21 protein-coding genes are annotated in these 17,806 nt (G+C 56.4%); 11 read left to right on the top strand and 10 right to left on the bottom strand.

The features are described from left to right. Positions 1-173 precede the first annotated feature (173 nt). The 3 genes from BK670_RS21100 to BK670_RS21090 all read left to right on the top strand — a co-directional run bounded on the left by BK670_RS21100 (position 174) and on the right by BK670_RS21090 (position 2,657). On the top strand, positions 174-1,553 hold the full coding sequence (locus tag BK670_RS21100; protein WP_123452591.1) for a sodium:solute symporter family protein: 1,380 nt from the start codon (positions 174-176) through the stop codon (positions 1,551-1,553). An 86-nt stretch (positions 1,554-1,639) separates the two neighbouring features. Continuing rightward, complete coding sequence (locus BK670_RS21095) at positions 1,640-2,365, top strand: MBL fold metallo-hydrolase (RefSeq protein ID WP_123452588.1); 726 nt, start codon at positions 1,640-1,642, stop codon at positions 2,363-2,365. 43 nt (positions 2,366-2,408) lie between these two features. Beyond that, complete coding sequence (locus BK670_RS21090; RefSeq protein WP_123452586.1) at positions 2,409-2,657, top strand: acyl carrier protein; 249 nt, start codon at positions 2,409-2,411, stop codon at positions 2,655-2,657. Between the two features lie 104 nt (positions 2,658-2,761). Here BK670_RS21090 and BK670_RS30000 read toward each other — a convergent pair whose 3' ends face one another. Next, positions 2,762-2,890 carry a PA1414 family protein gene (locus BK670_RS30000; protein WP_007914492.1) on the bottom strand — a complete coding sequence of 43 codons (129 nt, stop codon included), beginning with the start codon at positions 2,888-2,890 and terminating at the stop codon, positions 2,762-2,764. 142 nt (positions 2,891-3,032) lie between these two features. Further along, positions 3,033-3,926, bottom strand: coding sequence for a putrescine utilization regulator PtrR (ptrR, locus tag BK670_RS21085; RefSeq protein ID WP_123452584.1), 894 nt, complete (start codon positions 3,924-3,926; stop codon positions 3,033-3,035). 104 nt (positions 3,927-4,030) lie between these two features. Here ptrR and BK670_RS21080 point away from each other — a divergent pair, with 104 nt between their 5' ends. Next, the gene (locus BK670_RS21080) at positions 4,031-5,212 is read left to right on the top strand and encodes an MFS transporter (protein WP_123452582.1); all 1,182 of its coding nucleotides are present in this window, start codon (positions 4,031-4,033) and stop codon (positions 5,210-5,212) included. Here BK670_RS21080 and BK670_RS21075 read toward each other — a convergent pair. The 3 genes from BK670_RS21075 to BK670_RS21065 all read right to left on the bottom strand — a co-directional run bounded on the left by BK670_RS21075 (position 5,157) and on the right by BK670_RS21065 (position 7,676). After that, positions 5,157-6,089 carry a DMT family transporter gene (locus BK670_RS21075; RefSeq protein ID WP_123452579.1) on the bottom strand — a complete coding sequence of 311 codons (933 nt, stop codon included), beginning with the start codon at positions 6,087-6,089 and terminating at the stop codon, positions 5,157-5,159. The genes BK670_RS21080 and BK670_RS21075 overlap by 56 nt on opposite strands. Before the next feature lie 248 nt (positions 6,090-6,337). After that, a complete protein-coding gene (locus BK670_RS21070; RefSeq protein WP_123452577.1) occupies positions 6,338-6,736 on the bottom strand; it encodes a DUF2177 family protein in 399 nt (132 codons plus the stop codon). A 103-nt stretch (positions 6,737-6,839) separates the two neighbouring features. Then, positions 6,840-7,676: a CvfB family protein gene (locus tag BK670_RS21065; protein WP_123452575.1), complete on the bottom strand. Its 837-nt coding sequence runs from the start codon at positions 7,674-7,676 to the stop codon at positions 6,840-6,842. A gap of 340 nt (positions 7,677-8,016) precedes the next feature. Here BK670_RS21065 and BK670_RS21060 point away from each other — a divergent pair, with 340 nt between their 5' ends. From BK670_RS21060 to BK670_RS21050, 3 genes are all read left to right on the top strand, one after another. Further along, positions 8,017-8,205 carry a hypothetical protein gene (locus tag BK670_RS21060; protein ID WP_016985943.1) on the top strand — a complete coding sequence of 63 codons (189 nt, stop codon included), beginning with the start codon at positions 8,017-8,019 and terminating at the stop codon, positions 8,203-8,205. Positions 8,206-8,412: 207 nt separating this feature from the next. Then, positions 8,413-9,129, top strand: a complete 717-nt coding sequence (locus BK670_RS21055; RefSeq protein ID WP_123452573.1) for a TorF family putative porin — start codon at positions 8,413-8,415, stop codon at positions 9,127-9,129. 79 nt (positions 9,130-9,208) lie between these two features. Further along, positions 9,209-10,078, top strand: coding sequence for a DUF6279 family lipoprotein (locus tag BK670_RS21050; RefSeq protein ID WP_123452571.1), 870 nt, complete (start codon positions 9,209-9,211; stop codon positions 10,076-10,078). Positions 10,079-10,200: 122 nt separating this feature from the next. Here the strand turns inward: BK670_RS21050 and BK670_RS21045 are convergent, their stop codons facing one another. After that, positions 10,201-10,593 (bottom strand): transcriptional regulator, encoded by a 393-nt coding sequence (locus BK670_RS21045; RefSeq protein ID WP_123452569.1) that lies wholly within the window; start codon positions 10,591-10,593, stop codon positions 10,201-10,203. A gap of 175 nt (positions 10,594-10,768) precedes the next feature. On the opposite strand from BK670_RS21045, the gene BK670_RS21040 reads away from it, so the two are divergent. The 4 genes from BK670_RS21040 (at position 10,769) to BK670_RS21025 (ending at position 13,305) form a co-directional block, all read left to right on the top strand. Next, the gene (locus tag BK670_RS21040) at positions 10,769-11,503 is read left to right on the top strand and encodes a DUF899 domain-containing protein (RefSeq protein ID WP_123452567.1); all 735 of its coding nucleotides are present in this window, start codon (positions 10,769-10,771) and stop codon (positions 11,501-11,503) included. Between the two features lie 74 nt (positions 11,504-11,577). Beyond that, the gene (locus tag BK670_RS21035) at positions 11,578-11,853 is read left to right on the top strand and encodes a hypothetical protein (protein WP_123452565.1); all 276 of its coding nucleotides are present in this window, start codon (positions 11,578-11,580) and stop codon (positions 11,851-11,853) included. A 255-nt stretch (positions 11,854-12,108) separates the two neighbouring features. Beyond that, entirely contained in the window at positions 12,109-12,693 is a 585-nt protein-coding gene (locus BK670_RS21030; RefSeq protein ID WP_123452563.1) for a papain-like cysteine protease family protein, read from the top strand. A gap of 12 nt (positions 12,694-12,705) precedes the next feature. Next, positions 12,706-13,305: a hypothetical protein gene (locus BK670_RS21025; protein WP_123452561.1), complete on the top strand. Its 600-nt coding sequence runs from the start codon at positions 12,706-12,708 to the stop codon at positions 13,303-13,305. Between the two features lie 55 nt (positions 13,306-13,360). On the opposite strand, the gene BK670_RS21020 is transcribed toward BK670_RS21025, so the two are convergent. From BK670_RS21020 to BK670_RS21005, 4 genes are all read right to left on the bottom strand, one after another. Further along, on the bottom strand, positions 13,361-14,701 hold the full coding sequence (locus BK670_RS21020; RefSeq protein ID WP_103306179.1) for a DEAD/DEAH box helicase: 1,341 nt from the start codon (positions 14,699-14,701) through the stop codon (positions 13,361-13,363). Between the two features lie 131 nt (positions 14,702-14,832). Beyond that, complete coding sequence (locus BK670_RS21015) at positions 14,833-15,747, bottom strand: cupin-like domain-containing protein (RefSeq protein ID WP_185036805.1); 915 nt, start codon at positions 15,745-15,747, stop codon at positions 14,833-14,835. A 17-nt stretch (positions 15,748-15,764) separates the two neighbouring features. Continuing rightward, the gene (locus BK670_RS21010; protein WP_123452557.1) at positions 15,765-16,457 is read right to left on the bottom strand and encodes an O-methyltransferase; all 693 of its coding nucleotides are present in this window, start codon (positions 16,455-16,457) and stop codon (positions 15,765-15,767) included. Further along, the gene (locus BK670_RS21005; protein ID WP_123452555.1) at positions 16,450-17,718 is read right to left on the bottom strand and encodes an arginase family protein; all 1,269 of its coding nucleotides are present in this window, start codon (positions 17,716-17,718) and stop codon (positions 16,450-16,452) included. The genes BK670_RS21010 and BK670_RS21005 overlap by 8 nt, the downstream gene beginning before the upstream one ends. Between the last annotated feature and the right edge of the window lie 88 nt (positions 17,719-17,806).

Raw genomic sequence — 17,806 nt, 5'->3', positions numbered from 1 at the left:
TTTGAAGGATTGGAGTTTTTGTGGCGAGGGAGCTTGCTCCCGCTCGACTGCGCAGCAGTCGCAATGAAGCTATTGAGGGCCGCTTCGCGACCCAGCGGGAGCAAGCTCCCTCGCCACAGAAAAACAGCTGATTCAGCGTTCCACATAAAAAAGACAATCGGAGACACGCCATCATGGCTTTGGATTTATTCGTCGTCCTCATCTACGCCGCCGGCATGCTCTTGCTCGGCTACTTCGGCATGCGCAAGGCCAAGACCAACGAGGACTTTCTCGTTGCCGGGCGTAATCTCGGCCCAAGCCTGTACATGGGCACCATGGCCGCGACCGTACTCGGTGGCGCGTCCACCGTCGGCACCGTGCGTCTGGGCTACGTGCATGGCATCTCCGGTTTCTGGCTGTGCGCGGCACTGGGTTGCGGCATCGTTGCGCTGAACCTGTTCCTCGCCAAACCGCTGCTGAAACTGAAGATCTACACCGTTACCCAGGTCCTGGAAAAACGCTACAACCCGATGGCCCGCTCGGCGAGCGCGGCGATCATGCTGGCCTATGCACTGATGATCGGCGTGACCTCGATCCTGGCGATCGGCACCGTCCTGCAAGTGCTGTTTGACCTGCCATTCTGGGTTTCGGTACTCGTCGGTGGTGGCGTGGTGGTGATCTACTCGGCGATCGGCGGTATGTGGTCGCTGACCCTGACCGACATCGTCCAGTTCATCATCAAGACCGTGGGCCTGATGTTCATTCTGTTGCCGATCTGCCTGTACCGCGTCGGTGGTTGGGATGAGCTGGTGCTGAAACTGCCGGCGACCGCCTTCAGCTTCACCACCATCGGCTGGGACACGATCATCACCTACTTCATGATCTACTTTTTCGGCATTCTGATCGGTCAGGACATCTGGCAACGGGTGTTCACTGTCAAGACCGCCAAAGTCGCGCAATACGCCGGCAGCATCGCGGGCATCTACTGCATTCTCTACGGTCTGGCCTGCGCGCTGATCGGCATGGCCGCGCACGTACTGATCCCGGATCTGGACAACGTCAACAACGCCTTCGCCGCTATCGTCAAACTGTCGCTGCCGGACGGCATCCGTGGTCTGGTGATCGCTGCGGCACTCGCGGCAATGATGTCCACCGCCAGCGCCGGCCTGCTCGCCGCGGCCACCACGCTGACTGAAGACCTGCTGCCGAAACTGCGCGGCGGCAAACAGTCGAGCCTGGGCATCAACCGCTTGTTCACCCTGCTGACCGGTGTCGTGGTTCTCGGTATCGCGCTGGTGGTGAACGATGTAATCAGCGCCCTGACCCTCGCCTACAACCTGTTGGTGGGCGGCATGCTGGTTCCGCTGATCGGTGCGATTTTCTGGAAACGCGCAACCACCGCAGGCGCTATCGCCAGCATGGGCCTGGGCTTCGCCACGGCACTGCTGTTCATGTTCAAGGACGGCCTGGATGCGAACACGCCGATCTACTACAGCCTGGCTGTGGGTCTGGTGAGTTTTGTGGTGGTCAGCCTGGTCTCCCCTCGCCCGGCGACCGTGGCCAGTGCCATCTAAGCTTTGATGTAACGGCTTGATGCTTTCTTCGACGGGTGTGGCGTCGGTTGCCACACCCGTTTTTTTACGCCTGGAGAAAAGTGCTGATGAAAATAGTTTCTCGTGATCAGTGGTTTGAAGTGCAGCACCTGAGTGACGGCATTCGGCTGATTCATGAGCCGTATATCCGCCCGTTCTACCGCTGCAACCTGTGGCACGTTCAGGGCCGCGACAAAGATCTGCTGCTGGACAGTGGTTCGGGGCTGGTCAGCCTGCGCGAACAATTGCCGTGGATCACCGAGCGGCCGTTAGTGGCAGTGGCCAGTCATTGCCATTTCGACCATATCGCCGGGCATCACGAATTTGCTGAACGGCTGGTGCATCCGGCCGAAGCGGACATTCTGGCCGCGCCGGATGGCGAGAATGATTTGAGCCGCGCTTTCGTCGGTGACGACATGTTCGAAGCGCACCCGGATTGCCCGTTGTGCTACGCCGAATACCGGGTCAAAGCTGCGCCGGCCACCGGGTTTGTCGAAGACGGTGATGTACTCGATCTGGGCAACCGCACGCTGCAAGTGCTGCACACACCAGGGCATTCACCGGGCGGGATCAGCCTCTATGAAGCGGCGACTGAGACCCTGTTCAGCGGCGACATCATCTACGACGGGCCGCTGATCGAAGACGCCTACCACTCTGATCTGCAGGATTACGCCAGCAGTCTGAGGCGTTTGCAGGCGTTGCCGATCCGCACCGTGCATGGCGGGCATTTCGGCAGTTTTTCCGGGGAGCATTTGCGTTCGATGATTGACGAGTGGTTGCGCGGCCACGCCTGAAGCCTGCTTCACTCAAACAGAATAAAAACCAGAAATATCTGCCATGAGAAGAGCTGCCGTGCGTGCCGCGGTGCACCGATATATCCGGCGCCTGCTGGAAACCCGCGAATTCACCGACAACACCAGTCTGGTGCAACTGGGCCTGGAGAAAGCCGATATCGAGGATCTGATCTTTCATCTGGAAGATGAATTCGGACTGACAGCGTTCACCGCCGAAGAAGATCGCATGCTCAAGACCGCGAAGACGGCGAATGACTTGAGCCGGTTTTTGCTGGAGATCAGCCGTCACTAAAAGCAAAAGATCGCAGCCTTCGGCAGCTCCTACACCATTTTATGTAGGAGCTGCCGAAGGCTGCGATCTCTTGATCTTGAATCCTTGATCTCGGATCGGGGGCGTTACCGGCGCCGTTGTTGACGGCGGCGCTGCTCGTCATCGGTGCGGATCGGAACAGGTTGCAGAGGCGGTTCGATCAAGCCGAGGGCAACACCCAAGTCGTGCAGCCAGTTTTGAATTTTCTCTTTCATCGTCATGCCCCCTTCAGGGTGGTGCTGAGCGACCGGAATTCTGAGGTCGCTTCGCACTGATAATAGTCCGAAGTCCTACGCAATGCTCGGCCAAATCCGCAATGATCTGTTACTGAATTGAACAGAGTTCGCCGCCTTTGGTTCAGGCTGTTTCTCGGGTTTCGATCGGAGCCGCAGGATAGACAGCCTGCTGCACCTCGATCCATGCGTTGAGGTTGGCGCCGACCATGCCCTTGCGCCACATGAGCCATGTTGTCGCACCCACGAATGGCTCGGCCAACGGATGCACCGCGACGCTGTCGCGCCCCGGCAGACTGGCGAGCATCGACTCTGACATCAGCGCCACACCACTGCCGGCAATCACGCAGGCGAGCATGCCCTGATAGGACTCGATCTCCATCGCCCGGCCCATCGTCGCGTGGTAATGGGAAAACCACGCCTCCAGACGCATGCGATAGGAACAACCGCGACGAAAGGTGAACACCGACCGCCCTTCGACATCCCGTGCGCTGCGCACCGGCGGATGATCGATTTCAGTGATCAGCACCAGCCGCTCCTCGCACAACGGCACGCCGTCGAGCCCGGCCAGTTCCAGCGGGCCATCGACCAACGCGGCATCAAGGCGCCCGGTGAGCAACCCTTCCAGCAACTCCCCGCTCGGCGCGGACTGCACTTGCAGATTCACCGCCGGATAGCGCTTGTGATACTGCGCCAGCAGCGCCGGCAGGTGGATCGCCGCCGTGCTGTACATGGTGCCGAGAGCGAAGTCACCGGCGGGTTTGCCGCCCATCACTGCCGCACTGGCCTGATCGCGCAGGGCGAAGAGTTTGCCAGTGTAGTCCAGCAAGACTTTTCCTGCAGGCGACAACTGCAAACGCTGACGCTCACGGACGAAAAGCTCGACACCCAGTTGCTCTTCAAGTTGTTTAAGCCGGGTCGACAGATTCGATGGCACCCGGTGCAGGCGTTCGGCCGCGCGGGTGATCGAGCCCTCCTCGGCCACGGCCTGAAAGATCCGCAGTTGGCTGAACTCCACAACCTTTCTCCATAACAGAACAAGTTACTCACTATTATTCAATTTTAAAGAAAGTCAATCAGTCCTAGCCTGACGGTCATTGATCCTTCAACGGAATCCCGACCATGTCGCCACCTATTCGATTATCCGCCTGCTTCGTGGCCTTGATGATGGCCATGGGCATCGGGCGTTTCGCCCTCACCCCGCAAATGCCACACCTGCTCAGCGAAGGCCAGATTGACCTGACGGCCGCCGGTCTGATTGCGGCGGCCAACTACCTCGGTTACCTGCTCGGCGCGGTGGACGCGATGTTCGCGCATCGTCCGCAGCAGGCTCAGCGGCGCCTGCACGGTGGCTTGTGGTTGTGTGTACTGCTGACCCTGGCGTCGTTCTGGGCCAATGGGTTCTGGTCACACCTCGTGCTGCGCTTCGGCACCGGTGTGGCGAGCGCGTGGGTGCTGGTGATGATCACTTCGTTGAGTCAGCCGCTGGCAACAGCGGCAGGTCGGCCACGGCTGGGCGCACTTGTTTTTGCGGGACCGGGTCTGGGGATCTTTCTGACAGGATTGTTGGCGCTGGTCTCACATCTGTTGAACCAGACATCCGCAACGTTGTGGCTGATCTATGCGGCGGCTGCGTTGGTGATGATGTTGGGCGTATGGCGACTGCTGCCAACGCCGGTCGCAACGGCTACAGTTGCTGTGGCGGCGGTCAGTCCATCGAATCGGGGCATCGGCCGATTGGCGGTGATTTACGCGCTGTACGGCGTCGGTTACATCATTCCGGCGACCTTCCTGTCACAAATGGCCAATGCGCAGTTTCACGGGCAATGGCTGGCCGATCTGTTCTGGCCGTGCTTCGGTCTGGCCGCCGCGCTCGGGGTGTTGCTGGTGAGCTTGCGGCGCCACGATGCCGAAACCACTCGTCACTGGTTGTTGGCGACGCTGTGGTTGCAAGCGCTCGGTGTGTTCGCTTGCCTGCTGGGCAACGGCATTGGCCTCGCGTTGGGGGTGATCCTGTGCGGCACGCCATTTCTGGCTTGCATGCAACTGGTCATGCAGCGCTCGCGAGAATTGGCACCGCACGCCACTCAGCGCAACGCCGGCATGCTCACCGCCTGCTTCGCCGTCGGTCAACTGAGCGGCCCGCTGCTGGCGGCATTGAGCAGCCATTTCAGCGGCGGTTTGCAGCCGGCATTGGTCATCGCCGGCAGCGGTTTGTTGATGGCCGGCGGTCTGGCGATGCAATCGACTAGCGCTGGCCCAGCGCGTTGCGCAAACGCCGACGCAGCCACTGCTCGGCGCTGACAAAAGTGATACCGAGCAACACCAGCACAGCACCGATGACGAAGTTCACAGTCAACTGTTCGCCGAGCAGCAACACGCCAAAGGTCACGCCGAACAGCGGCGTCATGAACGAGAACACCGCGAGGTTGGCCGCCAGATATCGGCGCAGTAGCCAGAACCAGATCAGGTAACTGAAGAACGACACCACCAGGCCTTGGAACAACACGCTGGCCACCGCCACGGGGGTCAGGCTGACATGAGTGATCTGGCCGCTGAACAGCGCGATCAGCAGCAGGCCGAGGAAGCCGACGATCAACTGATAGAACAGGGTCAGCGTCACTGGCGCTTCCGACAGACGCGAAGCGCGCACCACCACCGTGGTCGCGCCCCAACAGGCACCGGCCAGAACACCAAAGGCATCGCCGAGCAGCATACGGCGGTCGAGGTTGTCCCATGACACGCCACCGGCAAAGGCAATTGCGATGCCGATAAACGCGAGCAGAATGCCCAGCCACTGCAACGGCCGCAGTCGCTCACTGGCCAACAAAAAATGCACACCCAGCGCGGTGAAAATCGGCGCGGTGTAGAGGAACACCGACATGTGCGCAGCAGTGGTCAGTTGCAGGCCTTCGGCGATGAAAAAGAACTCCAGACCAAACAGCGCACCGGCCAGCAAACCACCGCGCCAGGTGTTGCCGACCTGACCCCAGCCGCCCTTCCAGCAGATCAGCAAGCCGACCAGCAACGCGGAAATTCCCGAGCGCCCCGCCGCTTGCATCACCGGCGCGATGTCCGCTGCGGCCCACTTGATCATCACCTGCTGCACGCCCCAGATCAGGCACAGGCCGATCATCACTTGTAGGGCAAATCTGTCGGCATTGCGCCGCTCGACACTCACCGCAACACCTCGAATACACAGAACATGGCAGGCCATCCAATGGTCAGAAAACAGTGTCGAGGATTATCAATGAGTCGGGCGGAAAAAGCCGTCTGGAAAAGACACTTTGTGCTTCAGCGGCGCCAGCGGTGAATGGCTGGCGGCTGCGCCGCCATTCGCGAGCAGGCTCGCTCCCACTTTGGAGTGCGTTCCCCTGTGGGAGCGAGCCTGCTCGCGAAGAGGCCGGCATTGCTTACCTACATTTCGAATCAGACCTTGCCCAACCGCCTCGCCAACAAAAAACCAACGCTACAAGCCACCGCAGTAGCAAACGCCCCCCACGCCCAATCCATCAGCGTCACCTGCACCGACCAGCCGCGCAATGTCGCCCAATTGGTCAGGTCATAGGTGCCGTACGCCACCAGCCCCAACAACGCGCCCCGCTTCGCCGCCCACTGCCAGGTCGCCGCCGGCAACACCACAAACACCACGCAGCCAAAAACATACAGGCAATAAAAAACCGTTGCCGGTAACAGCAACGGTTTTTCGAGCATCAGCGGACCGAGCAGTTCGCGATAGGTCGGCGCCATCAACAGGCCGAGCCAGATACCGTCGAGCAGCAGGAACGCAATCAGCGTCGCAACATATGCAACCAGAGTTTTCTTCATCACACCCGCCCTCATGTAGGAGCTGCCGAAGGCTGCGATCTGTTGGTCTTCAAAGTCAAAAGATCGCAGCCTTCGGCAGCTCCTACATGGGGCCAGCGGTGTCTCAGGTTAGTTCAATGCGATCGGCGTGAATAACGATCTTGCCTTCTTTGTACAGCGCACCGATGGCCTTCTTGAAGTTGCCTTTGCTGACGCCGAACAGGCTGCTGATCAGCGCCGGATCGCTCTTGTCGCTGACCGGCAATGTGCCGCTGTTGTCACGCAACTTGGCGAGGATCTTCGAGTTCAGGCTGCTCGCTGCTTCCTGGCCAACCGGCTGCAGGCTCAGGGCGATCTTGCCGTCGGCACGGACTTCCTTGATGTAGCCCTTCTCGAGCATGCCGGCGCGCATGAACTTGAAGATTTCATTCTTGTGGATCAAACCCCAGTGCTTGTTGTTGATGATCGCCTTGAAGCCCATGTCGGTGGCTTCGGCAACCAGCAAATCAACTTCCTGGCCTTGGCTGTAGTTGGCCGGGGTCTTGTCGAGGTAGCGATCCAGGCGCGCAGTGGCGGTGATACGGCGGGTGTGCTTGTCGAGGTAGACGTGCACTACGCAGTATTCGCCGGCGGTCATCTGGCGTTTTTCTTCGGAATACGGCAGCAACAGATCCTTCGGCAGCCCCCAATCGAGGAACACACCGATGCTGTTGACTTCAACGACTTTCAGACTGGCAAATTCACCGACCTGAACTTTTGGTTTTTCTGTGGTAGCGAGAAGTTTGTCTTCGCTGTCCAGATAAACAAATACGTTGAGCCAATCTTCATCTTCGCTGGGAATATCTTTCGGAATATAACGATTAGGCAAAAGAATCTCGCCATCGGCACCGCCATCCAGATATAAACCGAAGTTAGTGTGTTTAACCACTTGCAAACTGTTGTAACGCCCGACTAAAGCCATTTCCAGAACCCTCATTGCGTGGGCGGCATTCTACCCGTTTTTGTCGAGGCCGTCGGGCGGCAGATCCGCGCGCGTCGAAAATCTGTGCAACGCCTTGATTTTCCTTGCTCGCGCCAGGGCTTAAGTGCCGCTCGTCAGGCAGGCACAAGCGCTCGCGGGTGCACATTTCAATGCCGCACCACCTGAATGTTCTTATTTAAAACAGCAGGTTAGCCGAATATTTCGAACATTTAATCGAGAATAATGCAGTAATGAGGTTGGTTATTCCCGGGGATATTTACCAAGCAATTGTCAAGTTATTCCTGTACGATGCCTGGCCGAGTTACTTTTCTACAGGTTAATGGCCGCCATGCGTGTAAAAGCATCCACCAGCAAAGCAAAGCCAGCTCCAGCCGTTGAAACCAGCGAATCGATCAACGATCAGATCGCAGCGTTCCTCAAGTCTGGTGGCGAGATCCAGCAAATTGCCAAAGGCGTCAGTGGCCAGACATTCGGCCCGTCCAAGCAGATCAGCCTGGGCAAGAAGTAATACCCGGTTTTACACCCGTCCAGAGGCGCTTTGAGCTTCGAAGCGTCTGGACTGGCACCGCGTAACACCCCCTCCGTTTTAAACAAAATTCCTGGTAAATCGACGAACGGCCTTCAATGCCGATCATTCGCCGGTATCCTTGCACGCGTCTAGATCAAGCGTTTCAGCAGGCTCGCCTTCCTGCGCTCGCTGTTCATGGAGTGACGCATGCGCAAAACATCCTGTTTATTGCTTGTAGGCCTTCTGGCCAGTGCGACCGCGCACGCGCAGATTTTCCAGCGTGAACTCGGCGATTTTGATCTCAAACTCGGCACCACGCCCACGCGTAGCATGGCTCAAGGGCTGGTAAAACCGGCGGCAATCGGTTCCTTCCATGGCGGCCTCGACCTGAGCCACGACAGCGGCCTCTATGTCGGCCAGTACGCACCGAGCATGGGCATCTCCCCGGGCAAGAACCTCGAAATCGACTCCTACGTCGGCTTTAAACAACCTTTCGATCAGACCCTCGGCTATGAAGTCGGGATGATCCACTACAGCTACCCCAAGCTTGACACCCTCGACAGCCAAGAGCTGTTCGGTGGCCTGACCTTGCTCGGCAGTCGTTTCGGCGTGGCTTTCAGCAACGACTCGGATAAACAGAACAACACCTTGTTTGCCGACCTTGGCGGCAACCAGCCATTCGGCATCGGCGTCAGCATGAAATACACCACCCACCAACTGAACACGCCCGTGGCCGTTGACGGTGGTTATGTCGGCAGTTTTACCGATTGGTCGGTGAAATTGTCCCGACCGTTCATGGGCGTCGACCTCGATCTGATCTACAGCGACTCCAGCCTGAGCGGCAGCGATTGTTCGGCCTACTCCGGGCACAACAGCGAGTGCGACGGCCTCGTCACCCTCAAGGCTGTGCGCGCGTTCTATTGATCGGCTGAACTGCCAGGTTCATTCTGCGTTCACATAGGAATCCGCCTCTTCGAAGCGAGGCTCACGCAAGGATTCGCCCATGTCTCGCTGGTTCAAACACATCGCCGCGCTACTGATCTTCACCCTCGCCCTCGGCGCCTGCAGCCGCGTTGGCCTGGCCTACCGCAACCTCGACGTGATCATTCCGTGGACGCTCAGCGACTACCTGGACATGAACGGTGAGCAAAAGGACTGGTTCAACGAGCGGCTCAAGGATCACTTGAACTGGCATTGCACCACGCAACTGCCGGGTTATCTGGACTGGCTTGATCGCCTGCAGACCATGGTCGAAACCAATCAGGTCACCGATGCCGCGTTACAGGCGCGCACTACGGAAGCCAAGCAGGCCATTGCCGAAACCGCTCGAGAGATCACCCCGTCGGCGATCGAGTTGCTGCAGGGGCTGGATGACAAACAGGTCGCCGAGATGAATGACGCGTTTGCCAAGGATTTGCGCAAGCGTCAGCAGGAATACCTGAAACCACCGCTTGATCAACAAATTGCCGAGCGTGGCGCGCGAATGGTCAAACGTCTGAACGACTGGCTGGGGCCATTGAGCGCCACTCAAGAACAACGGGTAATGGCGTGGTCGACCGCCCTGGGCGATCAGTACACGCAATGGATCGCCAATCGCGCCCATTGGCAGAAGCAATTCAGTGCCGCCGTCGCACAACGCAAAAGCCCCGAATTCCCACAGAGAATTGAGACGCTTCTGGTCAATCGCGAGAGTTTATGGACAACGGATTACCGCAAGGCCTTCGCCGCTACAGAAGCGCAGGGACGTGCACTGGCGGTGGACTTGATGGCCGAAAGCACGCCGCAACAGCGTCAGCGGTTGTTGAAAAAGATTGAGGGCGTACGCAAAGATTTCAACAACCTCAAATGCCTGAAGGCCGCGCAAAAAACCTGAGTATTACGCATTTAAATGTAGGAGTGAGCCTGCTCGCGATAGCGGACTTCCAGTGACATCAATGTTGACGGGAAGACCGCTATCGCGAGCAGGCTCACTCCTACAGGAGGATCTGCGTGAACTCAGGCGATCTGGGCTTTAGACGCCACTTCATCAAAGGTCGCCTCAGCCAGCGCATCCTCCTGCTCATCCAGCACCTGACGCGGGTGATCATTGCCGGGAATGCTGCTGTCGATCAGGCTCAACAAGCTGGAACCGCGAGGCGTCAGAACAAAATTGTTTCCCGTGCTGCCCTCCTCATCCGGACGCGGTGCGATGTAGCCGCGCAGAAGCAACAACCTTTCATAGTCGCAAGCCAGCGTTTTCAGATGATCCAGATTTTCGATCGGCTCGCCGGAGCTGGCTTTCTCCGCCGCATAGTCTTCGGCGTAGGCCCTAGGGGCAAAACTGTGGCCGGCGCTGTTCTGCACTTCGTGCAGCAAGCGTTCAATCAAATCCCAGTTATAAGTCGTCATCCTGATTCAACCTCCGGTGCGCATGATTTATGGCGCGTTCATAGGTTGTGACCGGAGCCGTTCCCAGCCGTTCAGCCGCATTTCCCGCAGCGACCGACCGGCGGTCTGTCGATTTCCCCGAAGGTTAAACGACTAGTCTGAAACAGACGGTTTCAACCCCGCAGGAGAAATCATCATGAACGTTAAGAATCATCCGGTGGTATCGCGCGAAGAATGGCTCGCCGCCCGCAAGCAGCACCTTGTCCACGAAAAAGCCTTCACCAAGGAACGCGACCGCCTCAGCGCTGAACGCCGCGCGCTGCCTTGGGTCAAGGTTGAAAAGGACTACCACTTCCAGGGGCCGAACGGCGAATTGAAGCTGGCGGACCTGTTTGGCAAACACAGCCAATTGGTGATTTACCACTTCATGTTTGCCAAGGACTGGGATGAAGGTTGCCAGGGTTGCTCGTTCCTCAGTGACCACATTGATGGCGCCAACCTGCATCTGGCGCATCACGATATTGCGGTGGTTGCGGTCTCGCATGCGCCATTCAACGAGTTTCAAGACTTTAAACAGCGGATGGGCTGGAAGTTTGCCTGGGTGTCGTCAGAGGGTTGCGACTTCAACTACGACTTCGGTGTTTGTGCCCGGGCTGAAGAGGTCGCGGCGGGAAAGGCTACGTACAACTACGAAAAGACGGACAGTGCCGAAGAGGAAATGCCGGGGCTCAGCGTTTTTTATCGGGATGCAAAGGGTGACATCTTTCACACCTACTCCACTTATGCGCGCGGCTTGGACATGTTGGTCGGCGCTTACAACTACCTCGATCTGACCCCCAAGGGTCGCAATGAGGACGAGATAATGGAATGGGTTCGGCATCATGATCGTTATGAGGGCGGTTCCACGTCGAGTTGCTGCCACTCTAAGTGAAGAGCAATGAACTTTCCTCCCGTTCCAGGCCTCAACCGGTTAACCCGCCTTACCCGGAACTGAGGCCTGCCCCGATGAAAACCCTGATCAAGTTCACCCTCGCCGCCACACTCGCCTGTGCCCTCCCCGTTTGGGCTTGCACTCCGGAAGAAGCCACTGCCAAACGCGAGCAACTGGCCAAGGAAGTCGCCAAGCTCACCGAGCAGAATCCAGCCAAAGCCAAGGAGATCAACGCCGAGTTACAGAAGATGGACTTGGGTACGGCGAGTGCCGATCTGCCGGACAAGTGCCAGTTGATTGATCAGCGGTTGAAAGAGTTGGGTACGGCTGAGAAAAAAGCGGAAAGCTAAAAGCGAAAGATCGCAGCCTTCGGCAGCTCCTACAAGGATCGGTGTAGGAGCTGCCGAAGGCTGCGATCTTTTGATCCTAATAATGCACTGGTGCATTTATTTTATTGCGTTAATGCATATTACGACTAAGGTTACCTCGAGCAAGGAGATCGGCGCCCGCCATGGAACATGGCCAACCTTTAACCCCGATCGCTCTGCAACACCGCAATACCACACAAGCTGGACGCTTGTTTTCACTCATGGAGTGATTGAAAAATGTTAACCGCAGAAGCAACGCAATTCACCGGCGAATCTTTGCCAAGGTGCCTGACTGGCCATCTGCTCGACCCGCAACTCGTCGAGGTCGAGGCCGCTGAACAGCTCAGCGCTCTGGCCGCCGGCAGCCTCAACTTCAATATGCAGAAACAGACCCAGACCAACTGGTGCTGGGCCGCCGTGTCCGCCTCGGTCGGTAACTACTACGGCACCGGTAACTGGACTCAGTGCGGCGTGGCCAGTACCCAGCTCGATCGCAATTGCTGCAATCAGCCGGGGCCGTGCAACGTCTACGGCTATCTGGACTCAGCCCTGCAAACCACCCGCAGCTACAACGGCATGAATCAGGGGTCGCTGCAGATGTCGGCCATCCAGAACCAGATCCGCATGGGCCGCCCGGTCGGTCTGCGCTGCGCCTGGTACGGCGGCGGCGCGCACTTCCTGACGATCTACGGCACCAACGGCGATTACGTGTTGGTCGCGGACTCGATCTACGGCTATTCGACCCGTGCGCTGAACGCGTTTCCGCGAGCCTACAACGGCGGCGGCAACTGGACTCACACCTACTTCACCGTAAAAAACTAGGAGGGCGACATCATGCAACTGACTTATCCAAAGGCGCCTTCCAACGGCGTACAAACCTTACGCCCGGCACTGCAAGCCGCGCTGCAAACCCAGGGGTTCGGCGCCAATCGCCAGTTCGCCAATGCAGTACCTGCGAAAATCAGCCTCAGCGAGGCGTATCGTGGCTACTCGCTGAGCCTGGACGACTTGAGCCGCGGCAAAGGCCTGAAAGATGCGCGCCTCGGTGACTGGCATTACCTGGTGTTTGCCGATGGCGTGACGATTGCCGATGCGCAATTGGCCGAGGTGCGCGGGCATGTCGAGTTTGCCTCGCTGAACCACGGCAATCTCGCCGCCGCGACGGTGGCTGCGCTGAAACTGGCGGAACAGGCGCCGCAACTGCAGGGCAAGACCGTCGAGTTGCGCGTGCTGTTTGTCTCGGCACTGCACGTTGTCGCAATCTGGCTGCACGCCGACGGTGAGGACGTGCTGATCCCGATCGAGCCGACGCCGAAGGAGCTGGCGGTCACGCGGTTGTACAGCGAGTCAGCCTTGCTCGCAGCATTGAAACCGGCGGCTGATCAGGCCAAACGGCGCTTTGATGCCGACACCAGCGGCCAACTCGGCAACTGATGGACGAAAAAAAACCCGGACACTGTCCGGGTTTTTTATGCGCGCTTGAAACGCCTTACTCAGCCGCAGGCTCTGCTGGCTTGCGACGCTTGAGCGGAGCCATGCCGTCGCTGCTCACCAACGAGTCCGGCTTCGGACGGTTGACGCTCTTGCGCTTGGTCGGCGTCTTGGCGGCAGTTTTTTTCTTGTCGCCCTTGGCGTCGGTCTTTTTCTTCTTCACACCAACGGCTTTGCCCGAGGCCTTGACCTTTTTCGGCCCGCCGTAGGTGCCTTTGACTTCCTTGATGGTGCGGCGCTCGAAGCTCTGTTTCAGGTAGCGCTCGATGCTCGACATCAGGTTCCAGTCGCCGTGGCAGATCAGCGAGATCGCCAGACCGTCGTTGCCAGCACGACCGGTACGACCGATGCGGTGCACGTATTCGTCGCCACTGCGTGGCATGTCGAAGTTGATCACCAGATCCAGGCCATCCACGTCCAGACCACGGGCGGCGACGTCGGTAGCAACCAAAATCTTCACACCGCCCTGCTTCAGACGGTCGATCGCCAGTTTGCGATCCTTCTGATCTTTCTCGCCGTGCAGCACGAACGCTTTGTATTCCTGAGCCACGAGGCGGCCGTAGATGCGGTCGGCCATGGCGCGGGTGTTGGTGAACACGATGGCCTTCTGGTAGGTCTCGTTGGCCAGCAACCAGTTGACGATCTGTTCTTTGTGCTGGTTATGGTCAGCGGTGATGATCTGCTGACGGGTCGTCGAGTTCAGCTGGCTGACCGCGTTGAGCTGCAAGTGCTCAGGATTGTTCAGCACCTTGGCGATCATCTCGCGCAGGCCGGAACCGCCGGTGGTGGCGGAGAACAGCATGGTCTGCTGACGGTTCGGGCATTCATCGACCAGACGCTGCACGTCTTCGGCGAAGCCCATGTCGAGCATGCGGTCGGCTTCGTCGAGCACCAGCACTTCGACTTCTTTCAGGTCGAGGTTGCCGGCGTTGAGTTGCTCGATCATCCGGCCCGGGGTGCCGATGAGGATGTCCGGCACTTTGCGCAGCATCGCCGCCTGGACCTTGAAGTCTTCACCGCCGGTGATCAGGCCGGACTTGATGAACGTGAACTGCGAAAAGCGTTCAACTTCCTTCAGCGTCTGCTGGGCCAGCTCGCGGGTCGGCAGCAGGATCAGCGTCTTGATGCTGACGCGAACCTTGGCCGGGCCGATCAGGCGATTGAGGATTGGCAGAACGAAAGCGGCGGTTTTGCCGCTACCGGTTTGCGCCGTCACCCGCAGATCACGCCCTTGGAGCGCCAGCGGGATGGCCGCGGCTTGCACAGGCGTTGGCTCGACAAATTTCAGCTCGGCCACAGCTTTAAGCAGGCGTTCGTGCAGGGCGAATTGGGAAAACACGGGTGCTACCTCGAAGATATGCAAAAAAACAGCTGCATAGGTTACCGGTTTCGAGCGCTCAGGCCGAGTTTCTTTGTGCGAACGGTCGCATTTAGCATTTTTTTCACCGCCGATGCGCCGTCCAGAAGGTGTCAGCGCGCCAAAATCTCTCGCAACCCGTAAAGCTCTACACGCTTATTTTCCAGAGCTTCAATTCTCGAATTTACAAAAGAGAGGTATTTTGAACGCATATGAAGTTCAACTCTGGATAATTCCGTCTGCGCTTTCTTCTGTTCCAGTGCCCCAACAGCTTTCTCCAATAGCTCGTCAAACATCGAGGCTCTTTCCTGCGTACCCGCGTACGCCGCTGGCAATGAATTAGCATCGACAAAATTAAAAGAAACACCAATTGAACATTCGACATTCCTCACGGAGTGCCACCAGCCTGATGGAACATAAACAAATTCGCCAGGCTTTTGCAGAAACTTGAAGTACTCGACTTCCTTCAACTCACTGTCCAGGTTATCCACGAAACTCTTCAGCCTAACTTTTTTTTCAAGTCCTGCCTTGAGTAACTCCGAAGGACTGACAAGTGTCCATTCCTTCAAACCGGCCACCAAAAGCATCCATGAATGACTGTGCCAAAGATCGGCATGCAAACGGGTACCCGACCCGACGGGACCGATGAATATTTCCTTGAGAAAATCCCGGGTACTTTCAGCACCTTGCAGAAGATCGAACGAGAAGTGCGGCAGCAGCGGTATATCACTGAGCAAGCCACTGTCCAGTGAGGTTATTTTAAGACTGCGCAAATACAACCCGGCACTATGCTCATCCTTGAGACCTTGAATCAAATCAGACATTGAGATCCGATGCGTAACACCCGCAGAGTCCGTCGCACTGACGATGCGTTCACCGTATTTGCGTGAAAAAAAATCGAAGCTCCAATGATTCAATGCACCACATGTCTCTCCAAGTCCCGACATCAGAGCCGGGTTATTCTTGATCACACATGAAAAATAAAACTCTTCCAGGGAAGGCGAAACGAGACGGGAAATATCCTGCATACAATGCTCCAGATTCATTACCGACGCACGGCGACAGTCAGACCTTCTGCAGTAGGAAGTACTGTAGTGAGAAACATCGGCGAATGAGCGATAACGTAATTGAATTTTCGCAGCGCAACCACTTCCGCCCTGATTTCCTCTGGACATTCGGGATCAGCAATATAGCCCCACGCGAATGTATTATCAGCGATCAACAGACCGCCACTTCTTAGATTTTTCGCTGCCCACTTCAAATAATGAGGGTATGAAACCTTGTCTCCATCAATGAAAACAATATCGAATGGTCCGTTGGCTTCTAGCTGAACCAAACGTTCACATGCGTCCCCTGTGATGACTTCCACCACGCCGGCTTTTCCCAGCGATCTCAGGTTATCTTTGGCAATACCCGCAAGCCGCTCATCGATTTCAATTGTGTAAAGACGCCCACCTGGCGCAAGTCCAAGCGAAAGAAAATAGGCTGAAAATCCAAACAAGGTACCGATTTCAAGAATTTTCTGTGGCTGAACTATCGTACTGAGCAATTGAAGATGCCGTGCATCCATGGGGGATACTTGAAGCGGCGGAATTGATTCATCATTCATTGCATTCGCCAGGATGCCCTGTAGGTCGGCTGGTACCGGAGACAACAACTGCTCTACATAAGCAGAAATACGCGCCCTTTCCAGAGAAAATTTTTTATCCGCTGCCGGGAAAGCAAAATCCTCACTCATACAAATTCCTTTTCTGATCAAGTGGCAGGATGTGTTTTAGAATTTCCGCAATAACATAAGCAACCCGATCTGCTTCCAGTTCGGAATTCGCATCAATGAATGGGTCTGGGTAACCAAACTCCATAATATCCACACCCACTACACGATATCTATCAAGCACTTCAACGAGCAGAGAAATGGCACGACCGAAAGAAATACCCAGAGGCGCAGGATTGCCCGTGGTTCGCAACTCCAGCATGGAAATGACATCGACATCAAAGCTGATATAGACATCATGATCTGGAGGAATCAACTTTAGAATTCTTTCGTTGCTCAGATTTAACATTTGAAGATTGGAAACTTGCGTACCGAGCCCTTTCAAATACTTTAAAGCCACGTCTCTCCCGCCTTTACCAGCACACTGATAATGATTGACGCCTATATGCACAAAGTGGATATCGGGATCAAATTCATGCAGATGCGATACAAAATTGCTGTGATCAATCGACTTTGAATATCGAGCACCATATCCAGAAGAGAATCCTTGCAAATCAATATCCAAATGATGATCAAACTGAATGACGCACAGTGGCTTTTGAAGTTTATTCTTCGTCGCCTTGATACTCGCAAAACTGAGCGAGTGATCACCACCGAGGATTAGAGGAATGACATTTGGAGGAAAACCACCAACAATGGATTCTACATATTCGAGCCAGGTCGCCAGCGTCACTCCCTTTAAATTCATATCGCCAACGTCATACCAACGGAGTTCAGCAGCAGGATGAGCAGCGCCGTCCAGGGTGAATGCGTCGTCGATATTTCCGGTGCGCCAAAAGTGTCGCCTGGAAGCTTTTCTCAACAGTGCCGGGCCATTGGCAGCCCCTGCGGTGTAGGATCCTGCGTGACACGGCAAACCCAGCACCACCCCCTGTGCATCAAGCGGTATATCGTGATGAAAACAGAATGGAAAATTGAAGAAAGAAATTGATTTTTTTAACGGACGCAAGCGAGACAGGTAAGCGTCTTCATCCACGACAGTCAATGGTATAAAAAAACCGACATCCACAAGTTCATAGTAAACAAAGTAGTGAGCAATGCTATCAAAGACAAAACTGGAACTTCCCAGAATATCATCGATTATTGAAATCGTTAGAGGTCCGAGACCAATACTGACATGATCAAAACGGTTAACCCATATCCCATCCTCGACACTGCTTATCGGATCAACGTATCTCGACAATCGCACGCCTGGCACGGATAACTCACTGCCTGCGAGATTCATCTGTATCCCCCCGACGCAGTTCCTGGACTATACGCTTCAATGTATTGACATCAACACCGTCGAGTACCAATTCTCCAGTTAACGCCAA

The organism is Pseudomonas fluorescens (genome assembly GCF_003732425.1).
In the GTDB taxonomy this organism is placed as follows: domain Bacteria; phylum Pseudomonadota; class Gammaproteobacteria; order Pseudomonadales; family Pseudomonadaceae; genus Aquipseudomonas; species Aquipseudomonas fluorescens_BE.
The sequence above is the reverse complement of the archived record's forward strand: the minus strand, read 5'-3'. Positions and strand labels throughout refer to the sequence as shown.